Origin of the sequence: Microbacterium sp. 22215 (genome assembly GCF_052045655.1) — a bacterium.
Classification (GTDB): Bacteria; Actinomycetota; Actinomycetes; order Actinomycetales; family Microbacteriaceae; genus Microbacterium; species Microbacterium phyllosphaerae.
The window spans coordinates 19,760-36,855 of sequence record NZ_JBQEPC010000013.1 but is presented as its reverse complement, the minus strand read 5'-3'; the positions used below and the strand labels follow the sequence as shown (position 1 = coordinate 36,855).

Genomic DNA, 17,096 nt, shown 5'->3' with positions numbered 1-17,096 from the left:
CCGCCGACAGGACACGTGACGATCAGGCATCCTCGTCTTCTCCGGCGCCCTGCGGTCGATCGAGCTCTGCGAGATCCTCGCGGGTGACGAGCCGCGTGGCGATCGTGTACTCCACGAGCCGAGCGCGCCGGTTGGTCGCGAACGACCTCTGCCCGCCGCGCATACCGGGCACCCCGATGCGGTCGAGCTTGTCGCATACGTTGTCGAGCTTGCGGTTGAAACGGGTGACCGTCCATCCGAGGCGGGCGGCGGCCTTCGCCGACGTGGGGATCTCGCTCATGCCGGTGCCGTCGCGCAGCAGCTGCGGCTCGGCGAGGGCGAGGATCAGCAGGCGCTGGGACTGCGTGAGCGGCACGTCGCCGATCGTCGAGTCTCCGCCGGCGCTCTCGCGCTGGGTCGGACGGAACGCCGGCTGCGTGGCGTGCACGACGAGTTCGTAGGTGGTGGGCCCCGCGCTGAAGACGACCGTCGTCGCGTCGAAGACCAGAGGCAGGCGAGCCCCGGGAGACAGCCATGCCTGCACGCCGCCTGTGCGGTCGGTGACGGATGCCGTGAGGCGCGTGCCGATGTTCGACAGCCACCAGAGACCGGCCGACTCGGCGATCTCGAGGAAGTTGCGGTGCAGGAACAGGTTGTCGTCGATCGCCAGATCGCCCTCGCGCCCGGCGGTGAACCGGCTGCCCGGTTCGACGCTGAAGTACTCGCCGGCGAACTCGACGGTCACCGTCCCCGTGCCTGCGCCCGTACCCGTGCCCGTGCCCGTACCCGTACCCGTACCCGTCATTTCACGCACCCCCGTACCGGTTCTGACGCGCGCCCGTCATCTCGACGCAGCGCCACGTCGATGCACACCTCACCCGAGGCGGCGTCGTCGATCGTGACTGTGGTGTCGGTCGTCGTCGAAGGAGCTCCTTCGCCGCTCAGATCGACCGGCACCCATATGAAGCTGTCGCCCTCGAGCTCGTCGGTGTTCGTCCAGGTGAACGTGACCTGGTCGCCCGAGCGGCTGCCCTCGAGATCCGAGACCTTCGGAACCACGTCAGAGACGATGTCCTTCGGGTCCACCTCGTCGCCCGTCGCGACCGGCTCCGGCGTGGGCAGGTTCGCGACCATGAGGTTCAGACCGACGATCGCGCCGACGACGACCACGACCCCCGCGGCGATCAGACCGATCGTCCGCCCCCTGCGGCTGCGGGGCTTCTCATCGGCCGCGGCTCCGCTCGTCGGCTGCCCCTGCGGCTGTGCGGAGGCCGCTCCGGCCGTCGGCGACGCGGCCGGAGACGGCGCCCGAGACGGCGCCGGGGACGTGAACGACGGCGACGCTGCGGATGCTCCCGGCGTGGCCGCGTGCGGCACCACGACCGTCGGACCGCGTGCGATCGTGCGATCGTCGTCCTCCGGAGTCGCCGGGGCCGCGGGTGCGCCGGGAGCACGCAGCTGCGTGGCCTCGTCGACCGGGTCGGGGCTGTCGAAGCGCGGCACGTCGGGCGACGGGAACAGAGACCCCTTCGGCTGCGTGGCCGCGGACGGACGGGTGAACGACGCGACGTCGGGGTCGATGCTGACGATCTCGCGGACGCGGGTGAGACCGTCGCCGTCGTCATCCAGATCCTCTGCCGGCGGGTGGTCGTCGACGATGTCGATAGGCGTCACCGAGTGCGACAGCTCGATCTGCACCTTCTGCAGCGCGCGCGCGAACGCCACCGCGCTCGGATACCGATCATCGGGGTTCTTGGCCATCGACCGGTCGAGGAGCCGCTGCAGGCTGTCCGGCGAATCCGGGCGGGCGAGCGACGGCAGAGCCGCCCGTTCGATGCGCTCGATGAGATCGGCACTCGAATTGCGCTCGCCCGGTCGCTCGAACGGCGAACGGCCGGCGAGCAGCGTGTAGAGCGTCGCACCCAGTGCCCACACGTCGGTGCGGGGGCCGCTCTGGGGCGGATCCGCGAACGACTCGGGCGGCGACCACGGGATCGACATGCCGGATGCCTCACCCGTCGCGCCCGTCGTCGACGCGATCCCGAAGTCGGTCAGCGCCGGCCTGTTGTATTCGGTGACGAGGATGTTCGCCGGCTTGATGTCTCGGTGCAGCACACCCGCGCGGTGCGCCGTCTCGACGGCACCCGCCACCTGCACGCCGACGCGCAGCGCCTCAGCGACCGAGAACGGCTCCTTGCGGGCGCGCAGCTGCAGATTCGGCCGAGGGCAGTACTCCATCACCAGATATGGACGGTCGTCACCCGCGACACCGGCCTGGTAGATCGTCACGATCGCCGGATGCGTCGAGAGCATCGCCATCACGTTCGCCTCGTCGGCGAACTCCTGGGCGGCGCTGCTGGTGAGGCGATCGGCGAGGAGCACCTTCACGGCCACGCGCCTGCGCGGCATCTGCTGCTCGTACAGGAAGACGTCGGCGAAGCCACCCGTTCCGAGCGGCTCCAGATACGTGAATCCGGGCAGCTCGGGGGGAGGGGACGGGCGACGACTCATGGGAGATCCTCGAATGCGACGGTGACTCCGTCGCCGAGGTCGATCACGTCACCCGACAGCACGATCGTCTGCTCCCCCGGGTGCAGACGCACAGGGTCGGCTCCGGAACGCAGCAGGGTCGAGCCGTTCGTCGTGTGCAGATCGATGACCACGACGGTGTCACCCTCGGGGCGCACCTCCAGGTGGCTGCGTGAGATGTCCTGCTGCGGGCTCTCGACGGCGACGAGGTGCGGCAGGTTCGCACCGCTCGCCCTCGTGGACCGCGGCCTCCGCCCGATGATGACGGTGCGATCGAGTGTCACCACCTGACCTGTCGACACACGGATGCGCCCGCCGCCGGCCGCCACGGGCAGCGCCTCGGTCGGCGCGTCCGGCGAGACGGGTGAATCCTTGCGCAGCGCACGAGCCTCGGCGGCCGAGATCGTCGCTCCGTCGTGATCGCCGGCGAGACCGGCATCCGCAGGGGCGGCGGACTCGGACGCCGGGCGATGGATGGTCTGTCCGAAGAGCATCTCGAACTCATCGAGCTCGTCGGCTCCGTCGGAGTCATCCGTGCTCGACTCGTCGTCGGGCATCACCGTGTCGGCGATGTCGGGTTCCGGCAGCAGAGTGTCGGACAGATCCGGCTCGTCCTCGACCTCGTCCTGAGCGGTCCCGGTGGACGCGGGTGCGTCGGCGGTCGCGGGTGCGTCGGTGGACGGGGGTGTGCTGGCGGGCGGGGGCACGGCAGCCAGTGGAGGCACGGGAGGGATCGGTGGCACGCCACCGACGGAGGGCAGGCCGATGGGCGCGGGAGGCACGACCACGGCGGGAACCGCGACGGGGGCCACCGCGGCGGCGCCGAGATCGTCCGCCGTCGGTGTCGGAGTCGGTTCCGGGGACGGTTCCGGGGAGACAGTGCGCGCCGGCGCGCTCTCGATGGCGGACAGGGCGGCCTCGGCCGTCGGGTCGATCGCGACGGTCGCGGCGCGCACGACACCGCCGAGGATCGGCAGCTCCGCGTCGTCGGCGCTCTCGACGACCACATCGACGCGGGTGGCGCCGCGAACGAGACGTTCGCTCCACGTCGTGACCTCCGCACCGGTGATGCGCGTCTGCCCGTCGGCGGTCTCGACGATGATCTCGGGGACTCCGCGGACGGCGACCCGCACGTCGTCGCCGTCGACGACGACGGCCGCGAAGTCGGGCACTGACGACAGCGAGCCTCCGGAGCGCACGGCCAGGAGGTCGACCAGCGGGCCGAGTTCGCGGATGCCCTCGAATCCGTTCCACGCATCGGCGACCAGCGCCGGATCGGCGGTGGCCGGGAGCACGAGCAGCGCATGCTCGCGGATCAGCGCGTTCCACGTGCCGGGGCGATAGTTCACACGCATCAGCGGACTCCTCCTGCTGCCTCACGCGGACGCGTGTCCGCGATGTCTGGTTCATCGGTCTCGACGAGGGTGCCGGGCCTCGATGCGACCGAGACGGCATCGATCACGACAGCCGTGACGTTGTCGCGTCCGCCGGCGTGCACCGCGCTCGAGACGAGGAAGTCCGCGGCGCGCTGGGGATCGGACTCGACCATCAGGATCTCGCGGATCGCGCCGTCGCTGAGTTCCGACGAGAGTCCGTCCGAGCAGATCAGCATCCGGTCGCCCATCTCGGCGGGGAACAGCCAGTAGTCGACCTCGCCGTCGCTGCCCGCGCCGATGGCCCGGGTGATGATGTTGCGACGACGGTCGGTCTGGGCGTCCTCCGGGCGCAGCTCGCCCGCCTCGATGAGCTCCTGCACGACCGAGTGGTCGACGCTCACCTGCTCGAGGTCGCCGTCCTCGAGGCGGTAGACGCGCGAGTCGCCGATATTCAGCACGAGCCAGTAGCCCATGCCGTCGACCGTCGCGATGATGACACCGCTCAGTGTGGTGCCCGCCCGGCCGTTGCTCGTCGTCGACAGCGCTTCGACCTCTGCGCGTGCGACGGCGACGGCATCGCGCACCTCGTCGAGGGCGAGGGCCGGCTGCCCGACGTGACGCGAGAACTCGGTGATGACGGCGGCGCTGGCGCGCTCCCCCGCCTCGTGGCCGCCCATGCCGTCGGCGACGAGGAAGATCGGCGCGCTGGCGAGGAAGGCGTCTTCGTTGAGGGTTCGGCGCAGCCCCGTGTGCGTCGCCGCCCCCGTCGAGACCGCCAGCGCGACGCTCATGCGTATCCGCCGATGGTCACGATGCGGTCGCCGATCTCTATCGCGTCGCCGAGTCGGACGGGCACGCGCTGACCGGCCGGGCAGGCGATGCGCTGCCCCTCGCGCACGAGTGTCATGCCGTTGGTCGAGAACCGGTCGAGCACCCAGCCGCCCGAGGTCGAGGCCGCGGCCTCGAAGTGAGTCTTCGAGAGGGAGAGCGTCTCGTCGCGTACGGGCACGATGATGGCTCCGTCTTCCGGCGCGGGGTTGCGGCCGAAGACCGTGCGGCGAGAGACCGTGACGCGGGTGCCGTCGTCCCAGGTGAACACCAGACGGTGACCCGGGATGCTGATGCGGGTCTCCTCGAGGTCGTCGTCGACGCTGTCGGCTGACAGCGCGGGCTCCGCGGATGAGGCCGCATCGGGCGCGGCCGTCGCCGGTGCGGCGAGTTCATCGGCCGGCGCGGCGGTGAACGCGGGCGCCGGTGGCACGACGGGGAAAGCGGGAGCGGCCGGGCGCTCGGGCACGACCCACTGTGCGGGCGCGACGGGTTCGACCGACGAGGGCTGCTCGGTGGGCGCGGCGTGCTCGGTCGGTGCGGCGTCCGGAACGGAGCGCTGAGGCGGGGCATCCAGCGTGATCCCGGGGACGTAGGCGATGAGTCCGTCGTCGTCCGCGGGCGCAGCCGGAGTCGTCGCGAGCGGCGCCTGCTCGGCAGGTGCCGGCGGAGCGGCAGGTGCAGCGGCGGGTGCCGGTGCGGCATAGGCGGGCGCGGCGTCGGGCGCGGCGTACGCAGGTGCGGGATAGGCCGGTTCGGCTGCGGGGGCTTCGGGAGCTCCCGGCACAGCGGGCACTCCCGGGGCCGCGGCGGGCCAGGATGCCGGCGTGGCAGCAGGCGCCGGAGCATGAGGCATCACGGGAGCGTCCGCACCGAACGGCGGTGTCTGCGGAACGGGGGGCGCGCCGAACGGAGTCGCCGGCGCCGAGTGCGGCGCAGGGATCCCGGGAATCGCGGTGAAGGCCTGCGTGGCGGGAGCATGAGGGGCTTCAGTCATCCCGGGGGTGAACGGCACTCCGGGCGCCGCGAAACCGCGCACGGGTGCGGGAGCCTGCGCCCCGGCAGCGTTCATCGGCTGGGCCCGATCGGCAGCGTCGGCGCCGCGAGCATCCAGCATCAGCGACTTCGCGACCTTGTCGTGCCACCCCTGGAAGCGGCCGGAACCGTCGAACAACGGGGTGAAGTACCCCACGACGATGCCCGCGGCGAGTCCGAAGGTCACGTTGCGCAGCAGAGTGCGCCCGAAGCCGAGCGGGCTGCCGTCTTCGGCGATGAGGCGGAGGCCCTGCGACCGCATGCCGATCGACCCCGCACCGGCCTGCATGAACGTGTAGAACACGAACCATCCGAGCAGCACGAGGCTGACGAGGGGCAGCCCGATCGCGAGCACGCCGACGGCACCCTCGACGGATCCGGTGAGGTTCGCGCTGATCACGACCAGGATCGTCAGCACGGTGGCGAGGCCCCCGGCGACGAGTGCGTCGATCAGGTAGCCGATCGCGCGTCGGGAGATCGGCGCGATCTGGCCGAACGGGACCTGAGTCATGGTGTCTCGCTCTCGGCTGAGGTGGACGTCGTCGTACTGTTGCTGCTCTTGATGGTGCCAGGTTCGCGTCGGACTCGCGCGACCGCGGCCTCTCTGAGGTTCTGCAGGCCGGCCGACACGGCGGTCCCGCCCATCAGCGACCTCAGGCTCAGTCGCGCCTTGGTGCGCTTCCAGAATCCGGCCTCCTTGCCGAGGCCGCCGACGATCGTGTCGACCTCCGTCCAGAAGGCCTCCACGTCTTCGGTGGTGGGCTCCGAGGGGCCGAAGACCTCGGCATCCGCCCGCTGCGCGAGCGTCGTCACCTGCGGCAGCGTGAGCGTCGCGGCCACGGTCGCCGCCTCCTCGACACGCGTGCCGCCGGGGGCGAGCCTCGCACCGTAGTCGACCGCCCTGTCGGCGAGTTCATCCCATCCGCCGCTGATGCGGTCGGCCGTGCGAGCTGCCTGCCGACGCGAGCGACGCTTCGCCGCCTTCCACGCGCCGATCACGATGAACGGAGACGCGAGCACCGCGAGAACCGCGAGCGAGATGCCGCCGATGGCGAGGATGGCGCCGATGATCCCGAGGATGTTGAGTGTCTCGTCGTCGCCCTTGCGGTCGTCGGGCAGAGTCGGGGGAAGATCGACCGGCTCCTGCGGCGGGGGCGGCGGCTGCAGCACCTGCGGCTTGGGGTCGACCCTGGGCTTCGTGTTCTGGTCGTTCGGCACCTTGTCTTCGGGCGGGGTGGGATTGAACTCGAGCCAGCCGACCCCCTCGAAGTTCACCTCGACCCAGGCGTGCACGTCTCCGCCCGTGGCGGTGAAGACCGCCTCGCCCTCTTTGTCCTCATCGGGGTAGAAGCCCATCACCACGCGGGCGGGGATGCCGACCTCGCGGGCCAGCAGCGCCATCGCCACCGCATACTGCTCGTCGTCGCCGATCATCTGATCGCCGCCGATCAGCGTCGAGATGCGCTCCGAGGTGTGCCCGGCACGCGACAGCACCTCTCCCTCGAGCCCGTGGCTGAAGAAGCCGCCGTCGGCGAGGAAGGTCTCGAGCGCCCTCACCTGTTCGATCGGAGTCTCGGCCTCGGCGACCGTCTCCGACGCGAGCGATGTGAGCTCTTCCGGGACGTTGCTCTGAGTGGGCAGCGGCACCTTGCCGAACTGCACATCGGCGAGCTGGGTGTCGTCGAGATCGGCCGGGATGACGGTGTCGACCGTGTAGGCGTCTCCCTTGGTGAGCTTCGAGGTGACGACCGCCGTGCCGGTGTCGCCGTTGTAATACGCGGTGCGGCGCAGCTCTTCCGCGCGATCCCCGGTGAAGTCGATCTCCGAGACGGAGCCGGCATCGGGCAGCCAGACACCGCGATACCCGTCGACCTCGACCTTCAGCGTCACGGGGACGCCCTCGGCATCGGGAGACATGTTCGAGCGGATGGGTCCGAACGCGCTCGACGAGTCCACTCCGCCGTCGGTGACGTTGTAGACCATGCCGTCGAACTGATCCATCACGGCGATGCGCATGCGCGACCCCTTGGGCAGTCCGCTCACCGTGAAGAGAGTGTCTGAGGCCTCATCGCGCACGTTCTTGCGGAACGCCTGCAGCGGGCTCGGGTAGTCGCGGATGTTGAACGGCGGGATGATCACATCGCGGAACACGTGGCGGGGCTGCTCCGGGGCGGCGACGGCACTCGACACGACGCCCGCTCCCCCGGCGATCGCCAGCACGGCGGCGCCCGCCAGCAGACGCCTCATGCGCATGTGCGAGGCGCGGGACGGATCGACCTCGCTCACCGAGACGGCGGCGTTCTGCGGAGCCCACAGCTGCCGAAGGGCCAGCCACGCGACCGCCAGCACGGCGAAGAGGAGTCCCTGAGCGACGGGGAAAGCCGGCTCCGGGGTGCCGAGAGCGATCACCATGACGAGCATCGCACCGGCGGGAAGCAGAGCCCACGCCACGAGCGACAGCCGAAGTGCGAGGGATGCCGTCAGCACGGTCACCACGAGGGTGAGCAGGAACGGCACGAGCAGATGCCCGTCGGCCGCGGCCACCGGAGCGACCGTCGTGAGCAGCTGCTTCCACGACGTCACGGTGCCGACCGCGAGCCGCTGCAGAGTGTCGAGCGTGGGGATGACCCCGAGGATGGTGGTGTGCGGCAGCGCCAGCGCACCGCCGAAGACGAAGTAGACGCCGATCGTCAGACCCGTCACGATGAGGATGCCCCATCGACGCCAGGTCGCGACCGTGGCGACGGCGAGTCCGAGCAGCAGGGCGCCGATCGCGGCGGGCAGATACGACGGGCCGGCGAAGGTCGGCCAGAACCCCACGATCGAGACCAGGATCAGCAGAGCCGACGCGGTCAGATCGAGGATCCACCGACGCAGCGGCAGCCCGGCCTTCTCTGTCGTGAAGAGGGTCATGCGAGCACCTTCTGCAGTGCGAGGGGAACCTGTTCGAGAGCGCCGATCGTGACGACATCCGCGTCGCCGATGCATCGCAGCGCCGGAGCCGACACCGAGCGGTCGGCGACGACCGCGAGCACCTTGGCCCCGTAGGGCAGGCGAGCGCACGCGAGTCGCAGGTCGTCGGTGCTGACCTTCGATCCGCAGACGAGCACGACGACGCTGGCGAGCGGCATGGTCCTGGCCAGCACTCCCGCCAGGTGGTCGATGCCGCCGTCGCGAGGTTTCGAGTTCTCGACCGCGGACAGCGAGTCGAGCAGCTGCTTGCCGGTGCCGGCGGCGAGCTCGCGCCCCTGCACGCGCACGTCGACGCGCTGGGAGTCGCGGATCGCGCGGAGCCCGATGGAGCCGGCTGCCGAGATCGCGAGCTCGAAGTCGTCGTCGGTCGCATAGTCGCCGGTCGACCGCGAGAGTCCGATGACGAAGTGCGAGCGACGGGTCTCCTCGTACTGGCGCACCATCATCGTTCCGGTGCGAGCCGTGGACCGCCAGTGCACGTGGCGAAGGTCGTCGCCCGGCTGATACTCGAGCAGCGCGTGGAACGAGACGTCGTCGCGCGACAGATCGGCGGCGGGCAGACCCTCGAGGTCACGCAGGTAGCCCAGCGACTGCCCGTCGAACAGCACCGTGCGAGGGTGCACGTAGAGGTCGACCGGATCTTCGCGCCGGTGCGCGCGCTCGAACAGACCGAGCGGGTCGCCGCGGACGACGCTCACGGGCCCGACCTTCACGACGCCGCGCCTCTGGGTGGGGATCGCGAAGAGCTCCTCCGCCTCCTCGCCCGGCGCGAGGCGCTGGATGCCGAACTCTCCTCGGCCGGAGCCGACGGGAAGCACGACGCGCGAGGGCAGAATCGCCCTGGCGCCGCGGTTCGCGAGGGTCAGCGCACCGACGGCCCGCTCGCCCACGACGACGCGGGAGCGAGCGAGGTCGAGCGAGACGTCGTACGCGGTGCGTCCGATCAGGAAGAGAGCGCACAGACCGACGGTGATGGCGATGACCACGGCGGCGATCGTGAACTCGGCCCAGCCGGCGATCTGACCGAGGATCCAGAATCCGACGGCGAGGGCCATCAGCACCCACGCCAGCGGTCGGATGGCGGCGGTGATCATGCGGAGGCGGACCAGGATGCGCGCGCCGATGACCGCCGCGACGTCACGCCAGCCGGCGTCGCGGTCGATCGGCGCGGTCGCAGCCGGCAATGCCTCCGTGGTCATCAGGCCGCTGCTCGGGCCTGCGGTGCCGCGACGTTCTCGAGGACTCGCGCGATGACGGTGTCGCTCGAGGTGCCCGCGAACTCGGCCTCAGCGTCGAGCAGCAGGCGGTGCTGCCACACCGGCCGCGCGAGGGCCTTGATGTCGTCGGGGAGCACGAAGTGGCGGCCCTGCGAGGCGGCGCGGACCTTGGCGATGCGGATCATCGCGATCGCGCCACGCACCGAGACACCGAGCCTGATCGCCGAGTCCTCACGGGTCGCCTCAGCGAGCTCGGCGACGTAGCGGAGCACAGCGGGCTCGACGTGCACCGACGCACCGAGGTCGGCCATGTCGGCGACGGCGCTCGTGGTGATGATCGCCGAGAGTCCGGCCGACGGGTTGCGGTCGGAGGCACCGGCGAGGATGCTCTCCGTGACCGCCAGATCGGGGTAGCCGATCGACGTCTTGACGAGGAAGCGGTCGAGCTGGGCCTCGGGGAGCTTGTAGGTTCCGGCCTGCTCGATCGGGTTCTGCGTCGCGATCACGAGGAACGGGCGCCCGGCCTCGTGCGTGACGCCGTCGACCGTGACCCGCGACTCCTCCATGACCTCGAGCAGAGCCGACTGCGTCTTCGGCGAGGCGCGGTTGATCTCGTCCGCGAGCACGATCGAGGCGAAGATCGGTCCCTTGTGGAACTCGAAGCGATGCGACTGCTGGTCGTAGATCGTGACACCCGTGACATCCGACGGCAGCAGGTCGGGCGTGAACTGGATGCGCGTGCTGGTGCCCTGCACGGTGGATGCCAGCGCCTTCGCGAGGCTGGTCTTGCCCGTGCCGGGGGCGTCCTCGAGCAGCACGTGTCCCTCGGCCAGCATCGCCGACAGCACGAGACCGACGACCTCGCGCTTTCCCTGCACGGCCCTGTCGATGTTGTCGACGAGGCGGGTGAAGGTGCCCTGGAACCAGGCGGCCTGTTCGGGGGTCATGCTCATGAGTGTGGGTTTCCCTGTTCTGTGAAGGTCATCGGGGTCGCGCCGTCTCCGGCGCGCTAGTACCAGCTGAGTGCGTCGGCGTAGCGATTGAGTTCGACGATGTAGACGCGGATCGAGTTGCCGGGATTGCCGTAGAAGCAGCCCAGCTGCACGGTGCCGTTCTCCGGCACAGTCCTCCGAGAGTTGCCGAACTGTCCGCCGTCGTCGCACCGGAGCGTGTACGTGCCGGGGCTGCGGAAGTTCTCGACCTTCAGCGTCACGTAGGCGCAGGATGAGTGAGTGCACTCGCCCGGCCAGTTGCCCGACGCGCCCTTGCCCGTCTTCAGGACCTCCGCGGGCGGGTCGTTCGTGCGAGCGGATGCGGAGGCGACGGGCGTCCACTGGCCTGCGGAGTCCTGAGCCCGCACCCTGATGCTGTGCGTCTGCTGGTACCCGTTGCCGACGATCCGCTCACCGCTCTGCGGCACGTCCTGCCAGCCGTTGCCGATGTCGATCTGCGTCAGCTGGATCGCGCGGCCGTTGCCGGATCCGTTCGAGTTCCACGTGAGCTTCACCTGGGTGCCGAGGTTCTGCGCGCCCGCCCCGGGAGCCGACGGAGGGCCGTACGGCACGGCACTCGCCGTGTTCGACGCGGCACCGGCGTAGGTGCCGCCATCCACATTGGCGACGGCCCGGACCTGGATGTTGTACGTCGTGCCGTTGGAGAGACCGCCGATGCGGTTGCCCTGCAGGCCCTGCCATCCTCCGCCGTTGAGCGAGTACTGGTAGCTGATCTCGCCTTCCCTGGCGCCGTTGCGCGACCCGGGGTTGTACGTCACATCGACGTAGCGGTCATGCGGTGCCGCGGCGAGACTGGTCGGCGCGCCCGGCGCGACGACTCCTCGACGGGGGGCCGACATCCCGGACCACTCGCCCCAGCCCGCCTTGTTGTGCGCGCGGATGCGGTACGTGTACGGCGTCTCGGACGTCGGCACGGTCACCGCCTGCGAGGTGGCACCTGCTCCGGGCGTCATGGTGTTCCGCAGGGTCGAGCCTTCGTAGACCTCGAGCGTGTACCCGTCGATCGCGTCACCGTTCGAGTTCGGCGCCGCCCAGTTCACCTGCATCTGGGCCTGACTGCCGACCGGCGCGAGCTCGGTCGTGGTGGGCGCGCCCGGCTGCATCGGCGGACCCGCGGGGATCTCGGATGCCGACCAGTTGCTCCAGCTCGATGGCTCGGGCGCGAGGTTGTGCGCCTGCACCCGCACCTGGTAGTTCGACCCGTTCTCGAGTCCGTTCCAGACGACCGAGTTCCCGGTGACCTCCTTCTGCGCGACGCCGGACGGCGGCGCGGGAGAGATCTCGAGCGTGTAGCTCTCGACCGGGGAGCCCGGGGTCGTGGGCGTCGTCCAGTTCACGGTGAGCGACTTGTCGCCGAACTTCAGCGTGGGCGGGTTGGGGGTGTCGGGGCGCGCGTCGGGGCGCGCTTCTCCGGAGGTGCCCGAGGGCTTGCTCTCGCCGACGCGGTTCGTCGCCGTGACCTGGAAGGTGTACTTGACGTTGTTGGTCAGGCCGTCCAGGGTGCACGTCGTCGACTGGCACTCCTTCGAGTACGCATTGCCTCCGACCGACTTGACCGTGTACTTCGTGATCTCGGCGCCGTTGTTCGACGGGGCCGAGTACGAGAGCACCACGGTGCGGTCCTGCACGCTCGTCACCACGGGGGCTCCCGGCGCATCCGGCACACCCTGCACCGTGAGCACGACCTGCCCGTTGACCTCACGCTCCACATCCTTCGTGGCGTCCTGGATGCGGTAGCGCACGACCATCGTCCCGACGAAGGTGGCCGCCGGAGTCACGACGAGCTCATCGCCCTGGCGCTCGACCGTGCCCATTCCGGCCTCGACGTTCTGGGAGACGATCTTGAGAGGCGTGTCAGGGAACGGGTTGTAGTCGTTGGCGAGCACCGGAACCGTCACGGACTTGCCCTGATCGGCCTCGGCGATCGTGTCGGTGTTGGCCGTGGGCATCGCGCGCGTCGACGCCGACACGGTCACGGTCACCGTGCCGTCGACCGGTTCGGTCTCGCCGTCGGTGACGCGCACGTTCAGCGTCATCGCGGTGCCCTTCTTGGCATCCGATGACGCCTTCACCAGCAGCTCGGATCCCTTGACGTCCGCCGTCACCCCGTCGCCGTCTCCGTCGACGAAGGTGAACTCGAGGTTGTCCTGGTCTTCGGGATCGGGATCCGTCGTGAGTGCGGCGAGATCGAGCGAGGACGCATCCTCACCGGGCGCGACCTGCATCTGGCTGTTCACGAACACCGGCTGCTGGTTGTCGGGCGGCAGCACGTCGATCGGGATGGTCAGCGTCGCCTTGCGCCCCTCGGGGTCATCGGGGCCCGTGCCGTCCGTCACCTCGAACGTGATCGCGTCCTGGCCGAAGTAGCCGTCCTTCGAGGTGTAGACGAGAGTCTTCTCGTCCTTCACGAGGTCGGCGCCATCGGCGTGCACGGCGCTCACCTTGGAGTGCTCGGTGATCCGCGCCGTGCCACCACCGGCGACGGTGACGTACTCCGACAGCGGCAGGACCTTGGTCTCGCCGCTGATGACCTCGACCGGCTTGGTCAGGTCGGTCATGGGGCGCAGCCCCGACTCGGCCGGCACGAAGATGAACGCCGACGCCTCAAGGCCGTCGCGGTCGGTCAGCGTGTAGCGGATGAGCTGCTGCTCCTCACCCACCGTGACTCGCACCGATCCGTTCTCGAGCGCGGTCGCACCGTCGCCGAGCGTCACGTCGAGCGCGTCCGTCGTGCCGTCCGGGTCCTCGTCGTTCTTGAGGATCGCGATGTCGGCCGTCAGCGTGCCGTCCTTGAGATCCTCGGGCCGCACGCGGTCGTCGCGCGCGACGGGCGCCTGCAGGGGCACGTTCTCGTCGACCGTGACCTGGAGCGTCGCCGAGGCCGTCGCCCCGCGGGCGTCGCGGATCGTGTACTGCAGCGAGGTCTCGATCTCCTCGTTCGGCGCCTGCACGAGCACACGGTCGCCCGAGACTCGGGCCGTCAGCTCTTCAGGGACCTCGAGTCCACCGTTCTTCTCGCTGACGAGGATGATCTCGTCACCCTCCGGGTCGGAGTCGTTGGCCAGCACCGGCACGGCGATCTCGCGCCCGGGCCGTACGACGACGGCATCCTTCACCGCATACGGGGGCTGGTTGATCTCCTCGGCGGGGGCGATGCCGACGCGGATCGTCGCGATGCCCTCCTTGCCCAGGCGGTCGCGCACGCGGTACTTGAACGTGTCGACACCGGCGGAACCGTCGAACGCCTCGTACTTGAAGTAGTTGGCGCCGGTCTCGGTGATCCGGCCCTTGCTCGGGCTGGAGGCGATGTCGAGCAGTTCGACCGAGTCGCCGTCCGAGTCGATGCCGTCGAGGGGGACGGCGATGTTGAGCTCGGTGCCCGCCAGCGCTCGCGAGACGATGTCCTGCGGGCGAGGCGCCGCGTTGGTCTTCGCGTCGATCGGCAGGATCTGGATCGTCACGTACCCGGCGGCCTTCTGCTGCCGTGAGTCGACGGCCTCGTAGGTGAGGTAGACCGTCTTCGCCTCCGGCCCCGCCTTGAACCGCACGGTGTCCTGCGAGACGAACGCCTCGCCGTCTTCGGGCTCGGGCGTCTCGACCAGCTCCGGGACCACGTGCAGCACGTCGTCGTTGGGGTGCGTGTCGTTGTCGAGCACCGGGATCGTGACGACGTCGCCCGCTCGCACGTAGACGTTGTCGGGTGCGGCCACCGGCGGCATGATCTTGTCGGGTGCCGGGATCGGGATCACGACGACCTCGCCCTCGGCGGACTTCGAGCCGTTCGAGATTCGGTACTTGACGCGCACCTGGTCTTTGAGCGCGCCCTGATCGGTGATCCGGAGGGTCTCGTGGTTGATCACCGAGACCGAGATCCCGCTGTTCGGCTCGAGGCTCACCGACTGCACGACCAGGATCCCGCCGGCCGGGTCGGTGTCGTTGGCGAGGACGCCGACGAGCACGTCGCCGCCGCTCGGCACCAGCGCCACATCGCGCACCGCGACCGGGGGCAGATCGTTCTCGCTCGCCTCCTGCACGTCGACGCGCACCAGGCCCTGAGCGCTCTTGGGTCCGGCCGTCGCGAGGTACTGCACGTAGTAGGTGCCGGGCGCCTCCGCCGAGAACAGGAACGTCTTGTTCGTGTAGTCCGGGGTCACGGTCGCACCGGGCACCTCATCGACGTTGCCGAGGCGGAGCGACTCGCGACCCGAGCTCGTGTCGTTCGTGAGGGGTGCCACCGAGACCTGCTCGCCGACCCGTGTGATCACGTGATCGGCGTTCGTCTTGGGGTCGGTCGACCCGGCGGGACGCACATCGAGGGTGATCGTGCCCACGTAGGTCTCGCCGTAGCCGTCGGCGACCGTCACGCCGACCTCCTTGCGACCCTGCAGGCTCGCGGTGGCCTTGTAGGTGATCTGGCCGTCGGTGCTGAAGTCGACCTCGTCACCCGGCGCCGGCTCGACGCCCTTGAGATAGATGTCGTCACCGTCGGGATCGATGAAGTCGGGGAGGACGTTGTACGAGATGGTGCCGCCGGATTCGACCGTGAGGGTCGTCTTGCGCTTCGGCACCGGGGCGTTGTGCACATCGAAGTCGTGCACGGTCAGTGTGACGGTCGCGGTGTCCTTGCCCTTGCGGCCGTCGCTGGCCTCGTACTGGAAGGTGGTGGATCCGGTCGCCTTCTCGTCGACCGCGATCTGCAGCGAGCCGCCGTTCTGGATCGGCTGCACCGTGCCGATCGACGGCTGCTTCTCGGCGAGGGCGGCGACGAGCACGTCGCCGTCGGGGTCGTTGTCGTTGTCGAGAACCGGGAGCAGCGTCGATGCACCGGGGCGCACGCCGAACTCGTCGTCCTCGGCGATCGGAGGAGTGTTCTCCTCCTTGCGGTCGGGGAGGGTGGTCTCCACCGTCTCCTCGGTGGAGTCGTCCTCGTTCTCGGTCTCACCCTCGGGAGGAGTGAGATCGTTCCAGTTGTCGACGCGCTGCAGGCTCTCGTTCGCCATCCACGCGGCTCCGCCGACGGCGTCGTTGAGGATGATCACGTCGCGGTTCACGCGGAACGTGAGGCTCTGGGACTGCTCGGCGCCCTCGATGCGCTCGTTCACGTCGTTGGCCTCGCCCGGGCACTCCCGGAGGAACGTCGCCGTACCGGCCCAGGCGGCATAGGTGCATCCGCGCAGCGAGACGGGAGCCGCGGGCGAGCCGTCGCCCCCGACGTCCTTCACGACGGCTTCGCCACCGTCGAAGGGCACGGTGATGAGGGCCGACTTCGTCGCCAGCGCGACCGCGTCGTTCGTGGCGGAGGCGGGCTGGAGCACGGCATCCGCTGCGTCTCTGATCTCCGTGCGGAATCCGCCGGGAGTCGTGACGACGCCGGCGGCGGCGTCGAGCACGACAGGAGTGCGGCCGACGGCGGTGATGTGCGGCGCCTCGGAGTCGTCGATCTCGCCGACCGACGCGGCCGACGGATCGAGCGCCTCACCCTCGTTGTCGACCGGGACGGTGACGACCTCGCCGCGCTCCGACGACAGACCGAACACGGTGCCGTCTTCGGCGACGGCGACGTCGGCGTTGGGCCCGAGCTCGGCGACGGGGTCGGTGGCCTCGATCTTGAAACCGGCGATGCCCTTGACGGGCAGAACCCACAGATCGCCCGACTTCTGGTCGAGGATCGCGGCCGTCTGGTGCCCGAGGGCGACCTTGGCCGATGTCGGGATGCGGGCGCTGTCGCCCAGCGTCACCCGCGCCGGATCGATCGACGTGACGGTCGAGGCGCTGGTGTCGGTGACGAGGATGTTGGTCTCGTCCTGGAGGATGTCGAAGTTCTCGCCGGTCGTGCGGAGTCCGCCGTCGAGCACCGTGGACTCGTGGTTGAAGTGCCCGACGAGCAGGCTGGACGCCTTGGTGATCCAGACGCCGCCGTCGTTGAGATCCACCTTGGTGGTGGGAAAACCGTCATACGTGAAGGCCATGGTGGTGAGGGCCACGACACCGACCGTCACCCCTGCCGCCGACGCCAATGTCTTCGGTCGCGCGCGCATCCATGACAACGCCTTCATGCCCGGTTCCCCCCAGGGTCGTACATCCGCAGACTCTCGGCCGATGCACTCAGCGTGCACGGCGCACCCGTTCATCCTAACCGGCCGAAA

9 protein-coding genes are annotated in these 17,096 nt (G+C 69.8%); all 9 read right to left on the bottom strand.

The features are described 5' to 3' along the window. Window positions 1–22 precede the first annotated feature (22 nt). Genes ACTJKH_RS17030 through ACTJKH_RS16990 form a run of 9 tightly spaced genes read right to left on the bottom strand, consistent with a single transcriptional unit; the run spans window position 23 to window position 17,006 of the window. Window positions 23–784: a hypothetical protein gene (locus ACTJKH_RS17030; protein ID WP_440737894.1), complete on the bottom strand. Its 762-nt coding sequence runs from the start codon at window positions 782–784 to the stop codon at window positions 23–25. After that, window positions 781–2,490, bottom strand: coding sequence for a serine/threonine-protein kinase (locus ACTJKH_RS17025; protein WP_440737893.1), 1,710 nt, complete (start codon window positions 2,488–2,490; stop codon window positions 781–783). The genes ACTJKH_RS17030 and ACTJKH_RS17025 overlap by 4 nt, the downstream gene beginning before the upstream one ends. Beyond that, complete coding sequence (locus tag ACTJKH_RS17020) at window positions 2,487–3,863, bottom strand: FHA domain-containing protein (RefSeq protein ID WP_440737892.1); 1,377 nt, start codon at window positions 3,861–3,863, stop codon at window positions 2,487–2,489. Before ACTJKH_RS17020 ends, ACTJKH_RS17025 begins: the two co-directional genes overlap by 4 nt. Further along, entirely contained in the window at window positions 3,863–4,675 is an 813-nt protein-coding gene (locus tag ACTJKH_RS17015) for a PP2C family protein-serine/threonine phosphatase (RefSeq protein ID WP_210096909.1), read from the bottom strand. Before ACTJKH_RS17015 ends, ACTJKH_RS17020 begins: the two co-directional genes overlap by 1 nt. Next, entirely contained in the window at window positions 4,672–6,258 is a 1,587-nt protein-coding gene (locus ACTJKH_RS17010; RefSeq protein WP_440737891.1) for an RDD family protein, read from the bottom strand. Before ACTJKH_RS17010 ends, ACTJKH_RS17015 begins: the two co-directional genes overlap by 4 nt. Beyond that, on the bottom strand, window positions 6,255–8,660 hold the full coding sequence (locus ACTJKH_RS17005; protein WP_440737890.1) for a transglutaminase family protein: 2,406 nt from the start codon (window positions 8,658–8,660) through the stop codon (window positions 6,255–6,257). The genes ACTJKH_RS17010 and ACTJKH_RS17005 overlap by 4 nt, the downstream gene beginning before the upstream one ends. After that, on the bottom strand, window positions 8,657–9,919 hold the full coding sequence (locus ACTJKH_RS17000) for a DUF58 domain-containing protein (RefSeq protein WP_440737889.1): 1,263 nt from the start codon (window positions 9,917–9,919) through the stop codon (window positions 8,657–8,659). Before ACTJKH_RS17000 ends, ACTJKH_RS17005 begins: the two co-directional genes overlap by 4 nt. Further along, window positions 9,919–10,890: an AAA family ATPase gene (locus tag ACTJKH_RS16995; protein ID WP_210096905.1), complete on the bottom strand. Its 972-nt coding sequence runs from the start codon at window positions 10,888–10,890 to the stop codon at window positions 9,919–9,921. Before ACTJKH_RS16995 ends, ACTJKH_RS17000 begins: the two co-directional genes overlap by 1 nt. Window positions 10,891–10,946: 56 nt before the next feature. Beyond that, window positions 10,947–17,006, bottom strand: a complete 6,060-nt coding sequence (locus ACTJKH_RS16990; RefSeq protein WP_440737888.1) for an Ig-like domain-containing protein — start codon at window positions 17,004–17,006, stop codon at window positions 10,947–10,949. Between the last annotated feature and the right edge of the window lie 90 nt (window positions 17,007–17,096).

What these genes read in the sequence shown, in the direction of transcription:
- ACTJKH_RS17030 (WP_440737894.1), bottom strand. Translation starts at nt 784, where the DNA reads ATGACGGGTACGGGTACGGGTACGGGCACGGGCACGGGTACGGGCGCA.
- ACTJKH_RS17025 (WP_440737893.1), bottom strand. Translation starts at nt 2,490, where the DNA reads ATGAGTCGTCGCCCGTCCCCTCCCCCCGAGCTGCCCGGATTCACGTAT.
- ACTJKH_RS17020 (WP_440737892.1), bottom strand. Translation starts at nt 3,863, where the DNA reads ATGCGTGTGAACTATCGCCCCGGCACGTGGAACGCGCTGATCCGCGAG.
- ACTJKH_RS17015 (WP_210096909.1), bottom strand. Translation starts at nt 4,675, where the DNA reads ATGAGCGTCGCGCTGGCGGTCTCGACGGGGGCGGCGACGCACACGGGG.
- ACTJKH_RS17010 (WP_440737891.1), bottom strand. Translation starts at nt 6,258, where the DNA reads ATGACTCAGGTCCCGTTCGGCCAGATCGCGCCGATCTCCCGACGCGCG.
- ACTJKH_RS17005 (WP_440737890.1), bottom strand. Translation starts at nt 8,660, where the DNA reads ATGACCCTCTTCACGACAGAGAAGGCCGGGCTGCCGCTGCGTCGGTGG.
- ACTJKH_RS17000 (WP_440737889.1), bottom strand. Translation starts at nt 9,919, where the DNA reads ATGACCACGGAGGCATTGCCGGCTGCGACCGCGCCGATCGACCGCGAC.
- ACTJKH_RS16995 (WP_210096905.1), bottom strand. Translation starts at nt 10,890, where the DNA reads ATGAGCATGACCCCCGAACAGGCCGCCTGGTTCCAGGGCACCTTCACC.
- ACTJKH_RS16990 (WP_440737888.1), bottom strand. Translation starts at nt 17,006, where the DNA reads ATGAAGGCGTTGTCATGGATGCGCGCGCGACCGAAGACATTGGCGTCG.